Genomic DNA, 16,959 nt, shown 5'->3' with positions numbered 1-16,959 from the left:
CTCTAAAATCATTTACCTGTACGATTAATCACCATTCGCACTCCATAATAAACAACAGCCAACAATAAAAAGCAGCCAAGCAGCACAGCCCAATCTACCTGATTTGTATACACGAACGCTACCTCTGACGGCAAATCAAACGTTGTGTTAACACTTGGCGCCACAGCTGATGAAATTATCTTTTTCGTAATCATATAGCCTTGAACGATCTGCCATATATAAAACATAACGATTAGAAATGCGGAAACTATTACGGATTCTATCCATAAACGCACATTCTGTCTCATCTTGCTAACCTCCTGGAATGAATAATTAGTTTTATACTCCGACTTATCTTCTACGTTGCTGTACCGGTTTTTCTAGTATGTAAAGTTCATCATCTAATTGATTGATTTTTTCATGCAGCATTGCTCTAGCATCCGTTAAGGCTTGATTATACATGTATGGTCCGAGCTCATTCATCATAAAATCGATGAACTGCTCAGCAGCGAGCTCACCAATCGTCTCTGAGCGCTCCAGTTCAAAATATGCTTGTACATTATGGATCATCATTTGTTTATCTACTTTAGGTATGTTTACTCTAAGCATATGATCATTCTCCTACTACTATTAAGATTTCCTAGCATCTAACCAATGTGATGGCACCTCGAGATGAGCTGGCAGTTTCGTCCGCTTATCACCGAGCGCGGAATTAATTTGTGCTTGGGTTAGAAACAGCCCTCCGCTGAGGTCAGCACCACGTAGGTTAGCATCTCGCATATCTGCCCCTATAAAATCAGCTCCCCGCAACTCAGCTTCTGTTAGATCGGCCCCAATGAGGAGAACGCCTCTTAAGCTAGCACCGATGAGGCATGCTTTATTTAAGTTAGCACCAATATAGTCTCTCCCCTGTAAAGCTTGCCGCTTAGATTGATTCGTCTTATTCTGTGCTGCCCGAACGATCGCACTTACCTTTATGAGCACTTCATTTACATTTTTGCGATGCTCGTTCACGTCCAGCTTAAGAATTGATGCTGGTGATTGCAGCGTCAATGCCTCTGTTTCACTCATCAACTGCTCGATCTGTTCATGCAGTATAGACACTTCTTTCCGCATAAGGGACTCCTGTAAATAGTAGAGCATCTCATGAAGCTGTTGAACGACGGGTAATACTGCAAACATCTCTTGTGCTTGTTGTTGTTCTACATGTCTCCAGTCAATTCCGCTATATAGCTGCTGAGAAACCTTTTGTCCTGCACCATAGCATTCGTACACCGTACAGCCCTTGAAGCCTTTGCTCCGCAGCTGTGTATGTATGCCACAACGAAAATCGTTCTGTAAATGTCGACATGGCTGCCCGCCATCCTTATCAAATGCGAAATCCGCAGACTTTGCGTATGGAAGTGCGACACAGCATAAGCCGAAACACTCCTCACACTTCGCGGAATATCGAGCTTCCAATGTATAGGTATAATCTGCTACTGACATTGTTGCCACTTCCTTTTTCTGGTTACATCATTGAGTCTAGTGTTACGAGCAAGGTTAGCTCGTTTAGTACAACCGATTTTTATAGGTATCCTCTAGAGATTTTTCAATCTGGTCAGCGGTTACCTGCATTTTTTCACTTACATGCGCAGCAATTATTTTAGAAGCTGAAGGCAGTTCATTTTTAGGCAGCCACTGCTCAGCATCCCATAAGCCTGATCTCTTAAATGCTTTGCCACAATGCATGTAGCATTCTTCAATCTCGACGCCAATGCCCATCTTCGGCAGCTTCCCATTCACTGCTGTTTTACTTAATAACGCCTCATCACGACTAATGCATGCTCTTCCATTTACTCGAAAGGTCTCATCCATTCCAGGTATGATGAAGATGATTCCGATATGAGGGTTCTGCAATATATTTTGAATAGAGTCCATTTTTCTATTGCCGGGTCGCTCTGGTATAAACAGATGCTTCTCATCTATGATATGTACAAAGCCCGGACGGTCCCCTCTAGGCGATGCGTCACAGCGTCCTTTGCCATCCGACGTTGCGATGACGATAAATGGAGAATTACTAATAAAATCCTTACTAGTTGACTCTAATGAATGAATGACTTTATTGGATACAACGTTACTTGGTTGTCCGAGCTCTGCCTGCAGCTCGTTGAATTCCTCGAACGTTTCTATTACATTTCTAAAGATGCTGTTCATCGTAATCCACCCAATCTATTAGAAGTTTCAAGTCGTACATATAGGTTAACATAAATTTCCACATTTTTCTCTAGCAGTACTAACGCTTAGTAGATTCGATTGTATAGCCAAGTGATGATTCCAAACGTTGCTATAACGATCAGGGATACAAACAGGATATAGCCTTTCTTCGTACTCGTTCGTGTATGTTGGTCGTAGAATTCAGGTCTTCGGTCGAACCCTGTCCACAATTGGGCAACTAAATTAACGACAACGAGAATAAAGCTTTTTGCGAGCCTCATCTTATCCCTCCTCAACACCGTTATTATCTATTTTCATTAGAGAGCACATCGTTGATCAGCTTCTTTTGCACATCTGGCATGCCTTCTGGCCAGCGATCAACATCACAGTACATAATCTCTGATATTTCAGAGCTAGGAGCAAACGTACCTCCGACAATTTTTCCTCTAAATACTAAATCTACTCTTACAGGCTTCTCGCCGTATATCGCCTTAGCAAGTCCTGTGATTTCAACGGTTAGCTTCGTTTCTTCATATACCTCTCTTGCCAGTGCCTGCTCAGGCTTCTCCAGCTCCATCCAGCCGCCTGGCACTCCCCAGGGCTCATCTCGATAAACATGCTTTAGCAGCAGCACCTGACCTGCTTCATTCGTAATTACGCCAAGAACAGAGACTAGAAATTTATGCTGCGCACGATATACAATCCAGTTTTTTAATTTATCAAATGGCATATGCTTATACATATACACTAGCCAATCACGCGGTAATCGATTAATAAGCCTCGAAAACAAAACATCACCTGCTTCTTATGTGAGATGGAATAGGTTATTTCCTACTTTATGATGAACATTAGGTTTATTGATTGATGTAACATTTTATATTTGATAATATTTAACATATTAATCTACTGTAGGAGTGAATGACAATGCCAACCGATCATACAAACGATCTATGGGACGCTAGTCATCGTCCCTGGCCACTTCCAAAGCTACCTTGGGGGATGCAGCAATCCTGGAATCATGCGCTGTTTATTCATTATCCGATACAGCTAAATACACTCCGTAAGCTTGTTCCTGACACACTTGCTCTAGACAGCTATGATGGCTGGGGCTGGATTGGCCTCGTTGCTTTTGATATGGATAACGTGAAGTTTCGCGGACTTCCAGCAGCTCCTTCTTTCCCTGAGCTCAATGTACGGACGTATGTAACGATAAATGATAAGCCTGGCGTTTATTTTTTCAGCCTTGATGCAACCAACTTGCCTATGGTTGTCTTTGCCCGAAAGCTTTGTCATCTCCCTTATGCCCACGCGAGCATGGAGCGGCAGCAAAGCGAAAGCGAGCATACACATCACTTTAGCAGTGCTCGCAAGTCAGATCCATCGATCCTACTAGATTGCAGTTATCGGAAGATCTCAGAGCCTTATCTGGCAGAAGCTGGCTCATTTGACGAGTGGCTGACTGAGCGATATTGCTTCTATACCACTTCTCGAAATGGAAAAATTGTTCGTTGCGATATTCTTCATCGCCCTTGGCCCCTTCAGCATGCCGAAGCGGAAATTCGCGATAACACAATGCTATCCGGTCAAGGTATTCATGTCGAGTCAGTACCACCCATACTGCATTATTCCAAGGGCGTAGATGTTCGGGTATGGCCATTGCTTCGTGCATAAAGTGGATTTAGAGATCTTCATTCTACCTTCGTGTCCTATCATATAGAAGAAGAGAATTGCCGATGAGCGTACCAATCAATAAGCACATGGCATTGTAAACAAATGTAGTGATTCCGTAAAAGCCTACTGAATAATCGTCTCCTTCAATTGCAGTCATACTGCCAAACGCAAGTAGCATAATGACATATGCGATTGGACAAAGCAGCAAGCTAAGCAGAGATACGTACCAAAGCTTGCCGCGAAATCCAAACCAGATTACCGCTGTATATATTGCCATTAGTAAAAGGGTAATAAGCGTAATATATACAGGGTTTATGTCATAACCAAATGTGTACGTGACATAAAAAAGCAGCTCCGTGATGCCCCAAAACATCGCGCATAAGACAATTAGCCAGAGCAAACGCTGTAAAAAGATCTTCATGGTCGATCAATATTCCTCTCGTTTCTTAGTCCTTATTTATCTGCTACGATTGTAAATTCCCATGGTAGGTTTTCATTGTTCCAGCCACGATGCTCATCGAACTTTCTTAGCTGGAAGCCAGCAGACAGTGCAGCATTGATGATGTCACTGAGCGTATAGAGCCTAAGCATTACATCTGGAAAATCAGCCTGTTCTTCTTCCTCGAAATATCCTTTGTAAGCAACGTCCCCGCTTCTAAACTCCGAGTCAAAATAATTAACTTCTCCATTACTAACGATGCACTTGGATAAAGGATGAAAATCACTAAGGATGAGCCTTCCATCCACCTTCAATATGGTATGGAGAATCGTCATAAATAAATGCAGATCACCGAAATAATGCAGGATGCCGCCTTCTAAATATAAAAGGTCAAATTGTGCTCTATACTTCTCGAGATCAATATCATAGATATCCGTAACAACATAATCTATCGTCGTATGAGCACTCTCAGCCAGCTCTAGAGCGTACTTTTTGTTTTCCTCGGAAATATCAAACACCGTTACCTCTGCGCCAAGTAAAGCGAGTGGAACAGCTTTTCGTCCATTCGATCCGCATAGGTTAGCAATTTTCAATCCTTCAACCTCTCTAAAGTAATCCTTATGCTTCTTAAGACAGGCTAGCGGATTTTCCATCATTCGTGATGCACTTTCCTGGGGTGATCCATCTCTTTTATGCCAAAATTCATATGCACGGTGCTCCCATGCTTTTTTATTGGTTTGGCCTTGCTCTTTCAGACGGTTATTCAATGTGATCACTCCATTTCGATTTTTATAAAAATAAAAGAAACCGTCTAAGATAGCTATAGTTCTTAGACGGTTTCGATTCTGGGTAGTTTATTCCAATATTATACATCTTTTTCTAACAGATCTCACTAACATATTTTTAAAGGAGTTTTTGTCAGCTGACATGCTGATTCACTTTTTCATATTCAAAGAAAATAATACGATTGCCGAAGGGGTCTGTGACCGTGCATTCCTTACTGCCCCAAGGGGTGCTCTCTAGCCCAGGTCTAGCGAAACGATAGTTTTTACTTACAAGCCTGCTATGAAATTCATGTATCCCCGTTACTTCTATTCTTATTGCAGCGCCTGGGCTGCAATCTCCATGATGCTCACTTAGATGCAGCTGTGTATGATCTCTGGATATTTGCAAATATAAGGGCATGTCATCCTCAAAGCGATGCTCCCAGTCGAGCTTAAAGTCTAAGTATTCTAAGTAAAATTCCTTTGCCTTAGTAATATCAAATATGCGAAGAATAGGTATGATTCCGCTAAGCTTCATTACTTCCCCTCCCTTTAAATGTACGATTCAAATTAAAGATTCGGCTAGCTCAATGAGATCTTTTTGCTCAATATTCTGGCCTGAGATTTCATATTGCAATGGCTTTCCGTTAACATCCTCTTCGATCCAAAGTAATCTATTATATTCTGGATCAGAAATATAAAATGCATCATAGCCTCGGATATGAAGTGCGGTTACTGTGGCTTGTCCGTTATAAGAATGTTGAATGCGTGTTTTCGTCGTACCGAATAGGTGAAAAAGAAATTTATCATACATCACTCGTACACCAACGATGTTATTATTAGGTATTAGATCTCGAATCACAACGTTGCTTCCAGTGCTTTTGCATTCCTGCGCCATCTCCTCGATTTCTTGAGGAGATAAATTATTAAATCCGTAGTAAATCTGTATGTCCTGTGCAATGTGTTTCTTAGGAAATCGAGGCTGCCATGGAAGGAGTTTTTCTTTTAAGATATCCATGCCTTGATCCCATGGTGTTGCCGCATAGTTCGTTTGTTGAGTAAATTGGTGATCGGGAGCAGCATCCGCAACATAAATTGCTTTTCCCTCGCCAGGCTGGAGATTCATAACGATTTCATTTAAAGCAGTATCTTTTTCAGAGGATTCAATCTGTATCTTTCCAATCACATTTCCACTTTTATTTTTGATCTCCATGCTCGCTCTATAATACCTCCTTTATTCGACCTAAGATTTTCTGGTAGAATACCTCGTTGTGCGGGACAAATTGCTCTCTTCCTACGTTCTTTTGCATTTCGATTCTATGTCCCTGTTCATCTAGCACAAACCCTTGAATATCGATATCGTTCTTATTACTCGTCCACATCTCGTAAAAGTCATCAAAACGCACCATAAATACGCCTGCAACCTCTTCTCGTTGGAGTGTAAACTCATCTAGCTTCCCATTGAAACGATGGACATGTACATGAGCAAACTCTTTGTCGATCAGTTGACCATGTGTCACCTCATAATCGACAACGCCTAGCGAAATAAGCTCCTCATACGAAATGTCGATACCAAGCTCCTCATTCACTTCTCTTACCCCATCCTCCACTGTCTCATCAGACAATAAATGTCCGGCAGCTGTTATATCTAATAAGTTTGGATAATCTCTCTTCTTCTCGCTTCGCAGCTGAAGGTAAATATAATCGACGTTATCTATGTTGTTAACTAACCAGCAATGAAACACTTCATGCCAATAGCCTTGTTTATGGATTTCCTCACGAGTTGCCACACCTATCGGTTCTCGTTGTTCATTTACAATATTAATTAGCTCAGATTGCATCGCTATTCTCCCTTGGCCATGTGGTATTGATCGTTCTAACCTATTACTGTTATTAAATCCATATATTAGACAATCGTATTTGCTTACTATACCATATAAACAAACGATACAGGGGAGGAGGATTCGTAATAATGAATGATCGACAGCATATAAGAACACAATTTAATAAACATGCTCAAAGTTATGACGAGCAGCGCAAAAAACTCATACCTTGCTATGATGATTTTTATAAGATCGCTACTGCTTTGGCAGAGGTTAGCAATGATTGTCCTCGTGTTTTAGATTTGGGGGCTGGAACGGGCTTGTTTTCTTCCTTTGTTCTGCAGAAATATCCTAAATCACAGTTAACTCTAATTGATTTATCTGAGAGCATGCTCGATATTGCCAAGATTAGATACCAAGAGGTACCTAATATCCAGTATATCGTTGGAGATTATTCGTCTTTTAATTATCCTCAAAACTATGATCTAGTCATATCCTCTCTATCGATTCATCATTTATCCGATGCTGAAAAGAAATATCTATTCCAAAAAATTTACTCGATCTTGAATCATGGCGGTGTATTTGTAAATGCAGATCAAGTCCTCGGTCATACTGACTTTATAGACTCGCTCTATAAGTCAGATTGGAACAACTATATTGAGCATAGCGGTTTATCTCAAGCAGACATTTCTGCTGCGCATGAACGAACGAAGCTGGATAAAATGTCCACCCTAGACGAGCAATTAGAGTGGCTCACTAATGCTGGCTTTTCAGACGTTGACTGCGTGTATAAGTACTACAACTTTGTAGTGATGTACGCGAAAAAAACTTAGCTTTTTCTGGAAGACCCAGCCCAACGGACTACTGTACACTCGGCTGGGTCACATCACGCCATTATTGAAGCTGCTTCTTCACTTGCTTTATCCAATCTTCAATTTCGCTAGAGTTCTTTTTTTCCTCAGCAGTACCATGCTTGGACTCTAATTTCATAATATCCTCGTAGGAGACGTCTTCCACATTGCCCCATCTCTTCCATGGTGCAACATCATACCGGTAATGTCTATAATATTTCAAAGGATGTAAAGATCCTGGTGCGTAATTATACGTTCCCATATTCACAGCATCAGTGACCAGCTCCTCTGTCTCTGCGTTATATACCACTTCAAATCGTCCATCTGCTGAGATGAATTTAACATTTAACGCTGCATTCATGTCCTCTGAATGGTATCGATGAAACCTCGCGCTAAATAGCCTCCATTTCCCTTGAGCCGTTAACTCAATCATATCGGTTAATCGTTCTGGTGCTCCACTGTATTCGTTCAATACATTTCTAAAATAATGGATCTCTTGAGTGATATCACCTAATCTTCTTATATTTTTATCAAACATCTCAAAGAACAGATGATCGTTTACATGGTTCATTAATGCTTCAGGTTGTTTCACTAGATCTTCCATCATCTTATCTACAACTGCTTTCGCAGCCACTTGTTTAGCATCATCGAAAATATACCATTGTTCATTGTTGAGTCGGATTCGCTCATACAATTGCTCCAGCTCATGGAAGTATTGACTCGATAGAAAGGCGCCATCGTTATTCTCGCTACTTCCCTCAAGCTGTGGGTTCCATACGGTTCTATATTCATTACTTAATACGAACAGCATAATAATGACGATGACTGTATAGATGACTGTCTTTTTCTTAAGCATACTTTCCTCTTTTCTAAGGCTATGTACATTAACAGGAATACGCACTTCTATAGAATATGTTCCATGATTTCCTTGTTAATGAGGCTTGGTTGCTCATGATTAATCGCATGCCCTGCATCTTTAATAATTTTGTAATTCATATCATAATGGACAAGCCTTTTTATTGCTTTAGGGTAATGTGATAGTCGGTCTTGCTCCCCAATAATAAATAATGCCTTGCTCCTTGTATCCGATAGATCCATATTATTGTCGATGTTGATCTTGTGCTGCATCATCGATTGGTTATTAAAGTACTTCAATAAATAATACCAATGCTTCATTAATAGTTCATTATTCTCAAATGATTGATAATTAGCCCCGCAAAGCTTCCTTAATAGCTTTTTGCAGCTCTTCTCCGTTGGGAACATTGCCTCCGGCAAAAAAGCAGCCATCATCTTCGTAAACACTTCAAATTGACCTGCGGGAATACCACCCGCTAAGCATATCGCTTTATTTATACGATTAGGCCTGTTTAAGGTATAATAATATGCCAGAAATGCACCATACGATACGCCGCATATATTAGTCTTACCGATCTTAAGCGCATCTAGAATCTCATCTATCCAAGTAATCTGATTAAAGCTCTTATAGTATTGCTCATTTGGCTCGCTTTTTCCAGAGCCGCCGATAGCATCGACAGCAATGACATAAAAGTGCTCACTTAATTGCTCAATATTATAGATCCACATCATGGCCGAATTATCCGCCGTTCCGTGTAATAGCAATAATGGTGGATTTTGAGGATCACCTGCTTTAATGATATGCGTATGACCATATGTAGTCTCTATATCCTTCTCCTTTATACTCACGCCCCAGTCATCAAGAAGCTTGTCATAGGATTCGAATATCAATTGTCTGCCTAGTGGACTTTTATATCGTTTCATTGCTTTCTGCACCCTCTTCCTAATTGCTTTCAAACTGTTCTACGGTCGCATCTATAAGAGAAACCTACCTAATGAGCTTTTTAGGTAGGTTTCTATGCTGGATATTTTTCTTTCTTACATATTGTCTGTTGCAAACTATACCATTAATTTGTATATCATTTCATCGTAAGCATTTGTCTTATTCTCACTAACAAAAAACAGGCTTTCGTACAAGCTTTGGGCTCTATCGTTTGCCTTTTCTACAGTTAATGAAATCTCTTTACAATTTGGATGCTGTTGCGTAATAAAGTCGATTATGGTCTTCATGCTTTGTTTACCGTAACCTTTACCTTGAAACTCCTTTGCAATTTGGAAACCACCAATCCAGTAATTATCTTCGCTTCCCGGCGTGTAACTTAAATAGAAAAATCCAATGATAGCTCCGTTCAAATCTATAATATACGGATCTAACGCTTCATCCCAAGGTTTAATATGTGCATACGCAATACCTTCCATGACAGAGGGTACCCAAGGTTTCTGATACTCCGCTACCGTTATCTTTATTGCATCTTCCCAATTGTTTCGAGTTATTGGTCGAATCGTAATGCTGTCCAAGTGATCACCTTCTTAAGCTTGTTAGTTAGATATTTCATCTTCAACTTCAAATATGGTATCGACGATAATAGGGAGATTATCCCTTACCGAAACTGCACCTAGCACGGATCTGGCATGTACTCCCTTCTGTTCAAACACTTCATACATAAGCTCAGAGAATCCATTTAATACTTTGTGATGTTCTTCAAATTGGGGCTCGGCATTAACGAAGCCTTGTACTTTTACCACTCGCTTCACTCGGTCCAGTGTACCTAATTCTTCTTTGACAACAGCGAGAACCTCCAGACCGGCCTGTCTTGCATAGGTATAGCCATCCTCTGTCGTAAATTCTTTTCCAAGCTTTCCTTTGACGTGATCGGTCGGTCCTTTTCCTGACACATACATCAGTCCATTTACAATAACAACGTTAGTATAGCTTGCTGCTGGATTGCTAGCTTTCGGCAGTATGATCCCAAGCTCCAGCAAACGTTCTTCTATTCTCCCCATCATAAACACCCTTTTCTTTTTTGAAGATATATACCCTTCCATTTTCCGGTTTATAAAACCTATCTCCTATATAGCCGCGCTCAATTAGAACTTTTCTTAAAACCATCATAAATGCCCCGTGAGTAACGATTAATACATTTCTCCCTTTACAGCCTTCTTCGATCTCATTTAATATGTGGTTAGCTCTGTTGCTTGTTAAGCTTCTACTCTCCTGTGAAGAATGCTTAAAGATCCAGCCCGCTCTCCCTAAAAACAGCCACATATTTAAGTGCAGCTTCAATTTCGTCTGAAACAGCGGTTTAATGTCGATTTCTCTTAAATGCGGAGTAATGACTGGCTTTCCTTGATAGAGCCTCTCTGTCGTTTGAAGTGCTCTGTCCATATCACTAGAGTAGCAGCAATCCCAATCTGAGGCTGTTATCATTGTGTTTTCTTCAATGCTAGCACGATTATAATGATCAACCCACTCACTGAACTGCTGTGCCGACATCCAGTATTTCGTTGTATGTTCTTCTACCTTAAAATGTCGTACAATTCCGATTTTCATGATACGTGCGCTCACCTCGCACGAAAGCTACCACTTTCGAGGTGTTGGTAGCTTAGCCCTTCTCTGACGATAGCTAGTAGATCCTCTTTATGATCTGGATGGCATGCGATGAGATATGGCTGCTCGTTCATCCCTTTGAATGGATTCCCTTCAAAATCGATAACAACACCACCCGCTTCTTGCACCATGAGAAGGCCAGAATATAAATCATCGCCTTCAGAGTTATAGAGCACAATTCCATCAATATCTCCTTTAGCGAGCATGCACCATTGAAGGGTCGGCGCCCATAGCCTCATCATTCTTTTAAATTTGAGGTCGATATGCTGTCTTAGCTTTGTAGCTCTGCTATCATTCTGTACGACGTGACCTTGGATCCAGCCTATATTCCCTTTAAGTAGATTCGAATTACTTCTCACCTGCAGAGGACGCTCGTTGCAATAGCTGCCTTGGCCTATAACCGATACAAACAATCGGTCTGTTAACGGCTCATAGATGACTCCAAGCACAGGCTCTCGCTGATACATTAATGTAATGGATGTCGTAAATATAGGAAGTCCTATTGCAAAATTGTTCGTACCGTCTAATGGATCGATTAGCCATAACCAATCGTTCTCTTGTCCGATGCTCCCGGCTTCCTCGCTATGTATCTGATGATCTGGAAATGCTTCTTGTATCGCATTAATAATAATCTTCTCTGCAAGGTAATCAACCTCTGTAACGACATCACCATGCTGATCCTTCATACTTATCTCATTAAAGTTATCGAATTTTTCTTTAGCAATAAGACCAGCTTGACGTATGACCGTTATAGATAACTCTTTTGCACGTTCAATCGTATTGTAATCCAGCACTATGCACCTCTTATCTTATTTTTATGTTTTTTAGCAAAGTATATGGCTAATACGTTAAATTCAATATGGAGCAGCAATGTAAACATAATGGACTGAGTAAGGTCCGCGATAGCTCCGAAAAAGATCCCACCTATAAAAGCAAACAACATATACCGAATACTTTGTGAGGAGAGCTTATAGTATTGCAGGTGTGCTATCGCGAATAAAAAAGCTGTAATGATGATTGGTAGACTAACAGGCATATACAATATTTCAACAAACTCTGTAGTTTCTAAAGCTTGATTCAAATAAGGAAGCAACATTCCTCGGAAAATAATCTCCTCAATAATCGGATACGTAATCGCAAAGTTCACAATGTTAAACCTACCTACGGGATCATACCCTGAGTACCGTGAGACGATATAATTTACGATAAATATAATGATTAAAGCTGGAATGACAGTAGTGATGTTTATAGGTAGATTGAATACAATATTACCTTTTAAGATAGGTAGAAGCAGCAAGATCAGCGCGACCCATGTATAGAGAACATAGCGTGACTGTAGCGTACCTCCGCCTAATTTGTAGCAATATTCAACTAATTTATAGGACCACGTAAGCAATATGGATACGGCTAATGCAACCAACAGCAACAGCAAACAACCCCTTCCCCTTTTTAGTCGAATGTTGATTTCGAGAGAAAGTAAGTTACTTGCCAGCGTCAAGCTGCAACTTTTTCGCAAAATAACGATAGGCTTTCGTCGAACAGTTCTCGATCAGTTGTGCGCTGAGCAATTGCTTAGCCTCTTCTGCTGAAAGATTAGCTTCATTGATATGCAAGGAATTCAACCAAAGCTCGGAAGGCTGATAACACATACTGCTCCAGCCCTCTACATCTTCATTCTGTTTCACAGCTCCTGTGATGACGATGTCACCACTATTTTGAAGCTCCACAAGTGACTTTTCATATTCCTTTTTGTCCTCTTTGGCACCTAGTCCCGCTTCCTTACGTAAACGGCGAGAGTCAATAATGTTATGCTCACTTATTATGTTGTAAAGCTGATAAGCCGTTCGTGACATTAGCCCATCGTTGTAACGCTTCCGTACGTCTCGGTTGGATGTAAGTATCGTCCGAACAAGCGGGAAAGCTGGTGCATGAATAAAGGTCGCCTTTGATCCGAAAAACTTACCGTACGCGGCGATCCCATCTTGAACAATACGAACGCGCCATAGCCATGGATCTGATTCCTGATCGGTATGCCAGTCATTGCTAGCTGCAGCAACCGTTAATGAAGGATACTCTGGAACAAATTCTGAGAAAGGAAAAATCTTATATTTCTCTACTAATTGTATAAATTGCTCGTAGCTTATCGGTGGCATAGTATCTCATCCTTTATTGATATTTTTATATTGAAATTCTACAGTCTTCAATAGCTTCTAATAATAAAGTTTTTGTAAAATCAGGCCATAGCGTTTTAGTGAACCATAAGCTGGCACTTGAACATTGCCATAACAAAAAATTGCTGATTCTTTGTTCACCACTTGTCCTAATGATTAAATCAGGCATTGGTTGTCCTTCAGTATATAAGTAGCTTTCAATTACCTCTTGGGTTAACGATTCTGGAGCAATGTTATCGGATACTATCTTTTTTACTGCATTCACGATTTCCATTCTCCCGCCATAATTCATAGCAAAGTTAACGACCATTCCGTTATTGTTCTTTGTTCGTTCTTCGATAGCAAAAAATGATTCAATTAATTGTTTGGGAAATTTAGTGGTGTCCCCGATAAACTTAACGCGCACATTATTTCGATCGAATTCATTTAAAGTGGCTTCATCTAAAAATTTCATTGGTAAGCTTAGAATGTATTCCACTTCCTCAGGTGGGCGTCTCCAGTTTTCTGATGAGAAGGCATATAGCGTAACATATTTTAATTTTAAGTCATGACAATCACGGATGATTTTTCGCATCGTTTGCATACCAGCAAAGTGACCGGCTGATCTTGGCAATCCTCGTTTTTTCGCCCAACGTCCGTTTCCATCCATCATAATAGCTATATGTTCGATTTCTTTTGGAATTACCGCTACCATTACTTGACCACCCTTCATTAATCTCCGAAAATAACCACTCATATCTAATCGAGGTCATCCCACACACGCAAAACGCTCACCTTAATGAGCTTTCGTCCAAGGTGAGCGTCTATGATTGTTATGTTATTTTATATGATGAACTCCAGATGTAATGAAATCCAGATCCAGCAGTTCAGCTGGTTTATTCAGCTTAATATAGTTGCTGCTAATATGAGTATTGAACCATACAGCATGTACTGGTGTTAACCCTGCTCGTTCTGCACCTTCTAGTTCGCTAGAGCCGCCATCGCCGACAAACATAGCTTCAGCTGGTTCAACCTGTAATTGATCACATGCTAGCTTATATATTTCACGATCTGGCTTAGCTAGCCCTGCTTGATAGGAGAAAATAACAAGATCCATATACTTGGCTAGCTCGCACTGATCCCATAGTCTAACTTCTTCCTCGGTGCAATTACTAATTAAGCCTAGCTTGAAGCCTCTGCTTTTCAGCTCTGCAAGCATCGTCATCACTTCTTGCTGAGGTTGATAAAAAGGAATTTTCTTCTCCTTGATTCTCTCTTCATATAAATAATAAATCTCCTCTTCCTTGTTGTCTATTCCGTAGCCAGCTAATATGTCTTTAACGACAGCAGGATAGTCTAGAAATGCTCCCGTCATTCTTGCCTGACTTCGGAGTCTCCACTCCTTCTTATATTGCTCATGAGATAAACCAAGGAGCCTTGGGTAATCATAAGCTCTTTCGGATATACGTTTCCCTTCAGAAAATTCAGTGACTAATGTTTCGAACAAGTCAAAAAATATAGCTTTAACACCGACAACCATCATCGCGCCCCCCTATGTAATCATCAGCTTGGGCCAATATGTACTCCACCCCTTAGATCGTACGCGCTCACGGTAATAAGCTTCATCTCTAAAGAATTCGCTTTTTCGAACGACTAGATTAAATAAATCGTCTAAGCCATGCGGTGCGATGACCCTTATCTCATTGGTATCGCTTAATGTAATTCCTACAGCTGTCGCTGTTTCCGGCCATCGTTTCATGGAATCCTCAACACTCTCAAAGGGATGGACGTTGTTCTTCACATGCATTCTAGCTTGATTCTTAATTGACCATTGATACATTGGCTTTTTCTCTAGTAAGCTAGCTTCTAGCTCCGTTTCGAGACTCATTGATATATTATTTGGGTCATAGTAGACAATATCCACATCATTGAGCGGAGTGTTCTGCTCATAGCCGTGTAAGTAATCCCATACATAGTTCCTAACATAGCCAGCAGCTATCCACCAATGAGGTATATTCAGTTGTTGTACAAGCTGTAAATCTTCCATTACATTCTCGTTCGTACGCATAATATCTATTAGCTTCGTCTCTAGCTGCATTACTCTAGCCTCCAAATAACACATCCATAATCGTGCCTAATTGACCAGATTTCGTTCCTCTTAACACATCTGGATCATAGATCTCTGTAATTCCACAGTTCAAGCATGAAACAAACAGAAAATGCTGATGCTGAATATCTAATAGCTTACTCAAGCCTGTTCCAGTCATCGCTACCTCTTTCACGTTACACTCATCATGCTTACACTTTGAGCAATGAAACCTATTCATAAGTATCTCTTTCACATCAAGATGACTATAATCGTTAGTATCATTTTCTTGTTGATGATCTCCGTTAAGCGTTTCATCTAAATGCTCAGGTAAAACTATGTGTTTACATTCTGGACAAGTGGAATGAACTAATTGAACATGGTTACTGCACCAAGGACATTGGATCACAGAGATCACTCCTTTTTATTAAATTTCTCGGTGTACAACTGCTGTAATATGCCGTGCAGCTGCTCATTCAACAAATAATACGTCTCGTTCATGGCAGTCGGTAAAAAATCGAGCGTCAACCGCTCTTCCTCGTATAGTACCAATCTATAAAGGTATCCCACTCTACCTTCTTGATTAGGATCAGGCTCCAAGACCAAATCTTTTATATCATGTAACAAGCTATCGATTTCACTTTTGCGCGTCAGTTTTACTCGTTCACCCGAGCTCCCATCAATAAGCTCAATCATGGTAACATCCATCATATTACCTGGATATGCTTCTTCGATGGTGATCGGTAATAATGTCGCTTCGTTGTTGCTCTGACATGCAGCTAATAACAATAGTATGAGGAGGAGTAGAATACGTTTCATCGCATCTCCTTTTTATACAATGTTAGCCTTCTTTATTGAAAAATTCTCGTATTTAGTACCATTAAATATTAAGGCATTTAACTGTAATCCGTAAGCGCAACCTCCATCGATCCCAATCTTATCGTCTGAAAACCAAACATCTGGCGTACCATGAATATCGATGGTTTTGGTATGACCAAAAACTATCTTCCTATCCTTCACCGTTGTTTTGTTACGAATAAACAGCTCCTTAATATAGAGAAAGTCATGTTTCGATGTAAGTCTCCAATCCGCAACAGAAGGATTAATTCCTGCATGTACGTAAATATGATCCTGATCCTCATAATACAATGGCAACGACGATAAGAAGTGAATATGGTCGAAATAATTGTCTCGGATAAATTCCATTGCTTCCTCTAGCGTAAAATCCTTGCTATTCGTGTAGCTAGTAATTGTTTCTAATCCGCCGTGCTCGATGAACTTTTCTTTTACGTCTCGATTGTGAATTAAGTCTGCCAGCCGTTGATCGTGATTACCTTTTATAGCAATAGCTCCGTGTTCATTCACTAATTGCATAATCTGTTCTACTACCTCTTTACTTTTCGGGCCCCTATCTACGTAATCGCCAAGCAGTACTAACTTATCACGCACAGGGCTGTACTCTACCGCATGAAGCAGTGCGTTCAATTCATCCAAGCATCCATGAATATCACTAATCATTATCGTTCTCATGTTTTTT

General features: G+C 40.5%; 27 protein-coding genes. 2 read left to right on the top strand and 25 right to left on the bottom strand.

Annotated features, from left to right (window positions below):
• Positions 1-8: 8 nt before the first annotated feature.
• The 6 genes from M3180_RS10105 to M3180_RS10080 form a co-directional block, all read right to left on the bottom strand.
• A complete protein-coding gene (locus M3180_RS10105) occupies positions 9-287 on the bottom strand; it encodes a hypothetical protein (protein ID WP_251667275.1) in 279 nt (92 codons plus the stop codon).
• A gap of 43 nt (positions 288-330) precedes the next feature.
• Positions 331-588 carry a DUF2164 domain-containing protein gene (locus tag M3180_RS10100; protein WP_251667274.1) on the bottom strand — a complete coding sequence of 86 codons (258 nt, stop codon included), beginning with the start codon at positions 586-588 and terminating at the stop codon, positions 331-333.
• 21 nt (positions 589-609) lie between these two features.
• Positions 610-1,467: a pentapeptide repeat-containing protein gene (locus tag M3180_RS10095; RefSeq protein WP_251667273.1), complete on the bottom strand. Its 858-nt coding sequence runs from the start codon at positions 1,465-1,467 to the stop codon at positions 610-612.
• A gap of 63 nt (positions 1,468-1,530) precedes the next feature.
• Complete coding sequence (locus M3180_RS10090; RefSeq protein WP_251667272.1) at positions 1,531-2,175, bottom strand: pyridoxamine 5'-phosphate oxidase family protein; 645 nt, start codon at positions 2,173-2,175, stop codon at positions 1,531-1,533.
• Between the two features lie 86 nt (positions 2,176-2,261).
• Complete coding sequence (locus tag M3180_RS10085; RefSeq protein WP_251667271.1) at positions 2,262-2,456, bottom strand: hypothetical protein; 195 nt, start codon at positions 2,454-2,456, stop codon at positions 2,262-2,264.
• 23 nt (positions 2,457-2,479) lie between these two features.
• Positions 2,480-2,965, bottom strand: a complete 486-nt coding sequence (locus M3180_RS10080; RefSeq protein WP_251667270.1) for an NUDIX hydrolase — start codon at positions 2,963-2,965, stop codon at positions 2,480-2,482.
• A 134-nt stretch (positions 2,966-3,099) separates the two neighbouring features.
• Here M3180_RS10080 and M3180_RS10075 point away from each other — a divergent pair, with 134 nt between their 5' ends.
• Positions 3,100-3,846 carry a YqjF family protein gene (locus M3180_RS10075; protein WP_251667269.1) on the top strand — a complete coding sequence of 249 codons (747 nt, stop codon included), beginning with the start codon at positions 3,100-3,102 and terminating at the stop codon, positions 3,844-3,846.
• Positions 3,847-3,868: 22 nt separating this feature from the next.
• Here the strand turns inward: M3180_RS10075 and M3180_RS10070 are convergent, their stop codons facing one another.
• The 5 genes from M3180_RS10070 to M3180_RS10050 form a co-directional block, all read right to left on the bottom strand.
• Positions 3,869-4,267, bottom strand: coding sequence for a hypothetical protein (locus tag M3180_RS10070; RefSeq protein WP_251667268.1), 399 nt, complete (start codon positions 4,265-4,267; stop codon positions 3,869-3,871).
• Between the two features lie 32 nt (positions 4,268-4,299).
• Positions 4,300-5,052 carry a class I SAM-dependent methyltransferase gene (locus M3180_RS10065; protein ID WP_251667267.1) on the bottom strand — a complete coding sequence of 251 codons (753 nt, stop codon included), beginning with the start codon at positions 5,050-5,052 and terminating at the stop codon, positions 4,300-4,302.
• Positions 5,053-5,203: 151 nt separating this feature from the next.
• Positions 5,204-5,587, bottom strand: coding sequence for a glyoxalase superfamily protein (locus M3180_RS10060; protein ID WP_251667266.1), 384 nt, complete (start codon positions 5,585-5,587; stop codon positions 5,204-5,206).
• A gap of 27 nt (positions 5,588-5,614) precedes the next feature.
• Complete coding sequence (locus M3180_RS10055) at positions 5,615-6,262, bottom strand: hypothetical protein (RefSeq protein WP_251667265.1); 648 nt, start codon at positions 6,260-6,262, stop codon at positions 5,615-5,617.
• A 7-nt stretch (positions 6,263-6,269) separates the two neighbouring features.
• On the bottom strand, positions 6,270-6,890 hold the full coding sequence (locus tag M3180_RS10050; protein ID WP_251667264.1) for an NUDIX hydrolase: 621 nt from the start codon (positions 6,888-6,890) through the stop codon (positions 6,270-6,272).
• 131 nt (positions 6,891-7,021) lie between these two features.
• Here M3180_RS10050 and M3180_RS10045 point away from each other — a divergent pair, with 131 nt between their 5' ends.
• Entirely contained in the window at positions 7,022-7,705 is a 684-nt protein-coding gene (locus M3180_RS10045; RefSeq protein WP_251667263.1) for a class I SAM-dependent methyltransferase, read from the top strand.
• 61 nt (positions 7,706-7,766) lie between these two features.
• Here M3180_RS10045 and M3180_RS10040 read toward each other — a convergent pair whose 3' ends face one another.
• The 14 genes from M3180_RS10040 to M3180_RS09975 all read right to left on the bottom strand — a co-directional run bounded on the left by M3180_RS10040 (position 7,767) and on the right by M3180_RS09975 (position 16,952).
• Complete coding sequence (locus tag M3180_RS10040) at positions 7,767-8,579, bottom strand: hypothetical protein (protein WP_251667262.1); 813 nt, start codon at positions 8,577-8,579, stop codon at positions 7,767-7,769.
• A gap of 47 nt (positions 8,580-8,626) precedes the next feature.
• Positions 8,627-9,502: an alpha/beta fold hydrolase gene (locus tag M3180_RS10035; RefSeq protein WP_251667261.1), complete on the bottom strand. Its 876-nt coding sequence runs from the start codon at positions 9,500-9,502 to the stop codon at positions 8,627-8,629.
• A 135-nt stretch (positions 9,503-9,637) separates the two neighbouring features.
• Positions 9,638-10,096: a GNAT family N-acetyltransferase gene (locus M3180_RS10030; RefSeq protein ID WP_251667260.1), complete on the bottom strand. Its 459-nt coding sequence runs from the start codon at positions 10,094-10,096 to the stop codon at positions 9,638-9,640.
• 21 nt (positions 10,097-10,117) lie between these two features.
• Complete coding sequence (locus tag M3180_RS10025; RefSeq protein ID WP_251667259.1) at positions 10,118-10,582, bottom strand: RidA family protein; 465 nt, start codon at positions 10,580-10,582, stop codon at positions 10,118-10,120.
• The gene (locus M3180_RS10020; protein WP_251667258.1) at positions 10,527-11,129 is read right to left on the bottom strand and encodes a histidine phosphatase family protein; all 603 of its coding nucleotides are present in this window, start codon (positions 11,127-11,129) and stop codon (positions 10,527-10,529) included. The genes M3180_RS10025 and M3180_RS10020 overlap by 56 nt, the downstream gene beginning before the upstream one ends.
• 11 nt (positions 11,130-11,140) lie before the next feature.
• Positions 11,141-11,977, bottom strand: a complete 837-nt coding sequence (locus tag M3180_RS10015) for an inositol monophosphatase family protein (protein WP_251667475.1) — start codon at positions 11,975-11,977, stop codon at positions 11,141-11,143.
• 2 nt (positions 11,978-11,979) lie between these two features.
• The gene (locus M3180_RS10010) at positions 11,980-12,618 is read right to left on the bottom strand and encodes a CPBP family intramembrane glutamic endopeptidase (RefSeq protein WP_251667257.1); all 639 of its coding nucleotides are present in this window, start codon (positions 12,616-12,618) and stop codon (positions 11,980-11,982) included.
• Positions 12,619-12,667: 49 nt separating this feature from the next.
• On the bottom strand, positions 12,668-13,339 hold the full coding sequence (locus M3180_RS10005) for an AlkZ-related protein (protein WP_251667256.1): 672 nt from the start codon (positions 13,337-13,339) through the stop codon (positions 12,668-12,670).
• A 25-nt stretch (positions 13,340-13,364) separates the two neighbouring features.
• A complete protein-coding gene (gene uppS / locus M3180_RS10000; protein ID WP_251667255.1) occupies positions 13,365-14,051 on the bottom strand; it encodes a polyprenyl diphosphate synthase in 687 nt (228 codons plus the stop codon).
• A gap of 123 nt (positions 14,052-14,174) precedes the next feature.
• A complete protein-coding gene (locus M3180_RS09995) occupies positions 14,175-14,879 on the bottom strand; it encodes an HAD family hydrolase (RefSeq protein ID WP_251667254.1) in 705 nt (234 codons plus the stop codon).
• A gap of 9 nt (positions 14,880-14,888) precedes the next feature.
• Complete coding sequence (locus M3180_RS09990; protein WP_251667253.1) at positions 14,889-15,434, bottom strand: nucleotidyltransferase family protein; 546 nt, start codon at positions 15,432-15,434, stop codon at positions 14,889-14,891.
• 4 nt (positions 15,435-15,438) lie between these two features.
• On the bottom strand, positions 15,439-15,831 hold the full coding sequence (locus M3180_RS22900; protein ID WP_349774476.1) for a zinc ribbon domain-containing protein: 393 nt from the start codon (positions 15,829-15,831) through the stop codon (positions 15,439-15,441).
• 5 nt (positions 15,832-15,836) lie between these two features.
• Complete coding sequence (locus M3180_RS09980) at positions 15,837-16,241, bottom strand: hypothetical protein (RefSeq protein ID WP_251667252.1); 405 nt, start codon at positions 16,239-16,241, stop codon at positions 15,837-15,839.
• A gap of 12 nt (positions 16,242-16,253) precedes the next feature.
• Positions 16,254-16,952: a metallophosphoesterase gene (locus M3180_RS09975; protein WP_251667251.1), complete on the bottom strand. Its 699-nt coding sequence runs from the start codon at positions 16,950-16,952 to the stop codon at positions 16,254-16,256.
• Between the last annotated feature and the right edge of the window lie 7 nt (positions 16,953-16,959).

This window comes from Paenibacillus camelliae (assembly GCF_023715345.1).
Classification (GTDB): Bacteria; Bacillota; Bacilli; order Paenibacillales; family Paenibacillaceae; genus Pristimantibacillus; species Pristimantibacillus camelliae.
The sequence above is the reverse complement of the archived record's forward strand: the minus strand, read 5'-3'. Positions and strand labels throughout refer to the sequence as shown.

Coding starts and splice junctions, on each gene's coding strand:
- M3180_RS10100 (WP_251667274.1), bottom strand. CDS start 588: ATGCTTAGAGTAAACATACCTAAAGTAGATAAACAAATGATGATCCAT.
- M3180_RS10035 (WP_251667261.1), bottom strand. CDS start 9,502: ATGAAACGATATAAAAGTCCACTAGGCAGACAATTGATATTCGAATCC.
- M3180_RS10090 (WP_251667272.1), bottom strand. CDS start 2,175: ATGAACAGCATCTTTAGAAATGTAATAGAAACGTTCGAGGAATTCAAC.
- M3180_RS10040 (WP_251667262.1), bottom strand. CDS start 8,579: ATGCTTAAGAAAAAGACAGTCATCTATACAGTCATCGTCATTATTATG.
- M3180_RS10070 (WP_251667268.1), bottom strand. CDS start 4,267: ATGAAGATCTTTTTACAGCGTTTGCTCTGGCTAATTGTCTTATGCGCG.
- uppS (WP_251667255.1), bottom strand. CDS start 14,051: ATGGTAGCGGTAATTCCAAAAGAAATCGAACATATAGCTATTATGATG.
- M3180_RS09975 (WP_251667251.1), bottom strand. CDS start 16,952: ATGAGAACGATAATGATTAGTGATATTCATGGATGCTTGGATGAATTG.
- M3180_RS10105 (WP_251667275.1), bottom strand. CDS start 287: ATGAGACAGAATGTGCGTTTATGGATAGAATCCGTAATAGTTTCCGCA.
- M3180_RS10050 (WP_251667264.1), bottom strand. CDS start 6,890: ATGCAATCTGAGCTAATTAATATTGTAAATGAACAACGAGAACCGATA.
- M3180_RS10075 (WP_251667269.1), top strand. CDS start 3,100: ATGCCAACCGATCATACAAACGATCTATGGGACGCTAGTCATCGTCCC.
- M3180_RS09995 (WP_251667254.1), bottom strand. CDS start 14,879: ATGATGGTTGTCGGTGTTAAAGCTATATTTTTTGACTTGTTCGAAACA.
- M3180_RS10095 (WP_251667273.1), bottom strand. CDS start 1,467: ATGTCAGTAGCAGATTATACCTATACATTGGAAGCTCGATATTCCGCG.
- M3180_RS10055 (WP_251667265.1), bottom strand. CDS start 6,262: ATGGAGATCAAAAATAAAAGTGGAAATGTGATTGGAAAGATACAGATT.
- M3180_RS09980 (WP_251667252.1), bottom strand. CDS start 16,241: ATGAAACGTATTCTACTCCTCCTCATACTATTGTTATTAGCTGCATGT.
- M3180_RS10005 (WP_251667256.1), bottom strand. CDS start 13,339: ATGCCACCGATAAGCTACGAGCAATTTATACAATTAGTAGAGAAATAT.
- M3180_RS09990 (WP_251667253.1), bottom strand. CDS start 15,434: ATGCAGCTAGAGACGAAGCTAATAGATATTATGCGTACGAACGAGAAT.
- M3180_RS10060 (WP_251667266.1), bottom strand. CDS start 5,587: ATGAAGCTTAGCGGAATCATACCTATTCTTCGCATATTTGATATTACT.
- M3180_RS10020 (WP_251667258.1), bottom strand. CDS start 11,129: ATGAAAATCGGAATTGTACGACATTTTAAGGTAGAAGAACATACAACG.
- M3180_RS10025 (WP_251667259.1), bottom strand. CDS start 10,582: ATGGGGAGAATAGAAGAACGTTTGCTGGAGCTTGGGATCATACTGCCG.
- M3180_RS10045 (WP_251667263.1), top strand. CDS start 7,022: ATGAATGATCGACAGCATATAAGAACACAATTTAATAAACATGCTCAA.
- M3180_RS10085 (WP_251667271.1), bottom strand. CDS start 2,456: ATGAGGCTCGCAAAAAGCTTTATTCTCGTTGTCGTTAATTTAGTTGCC.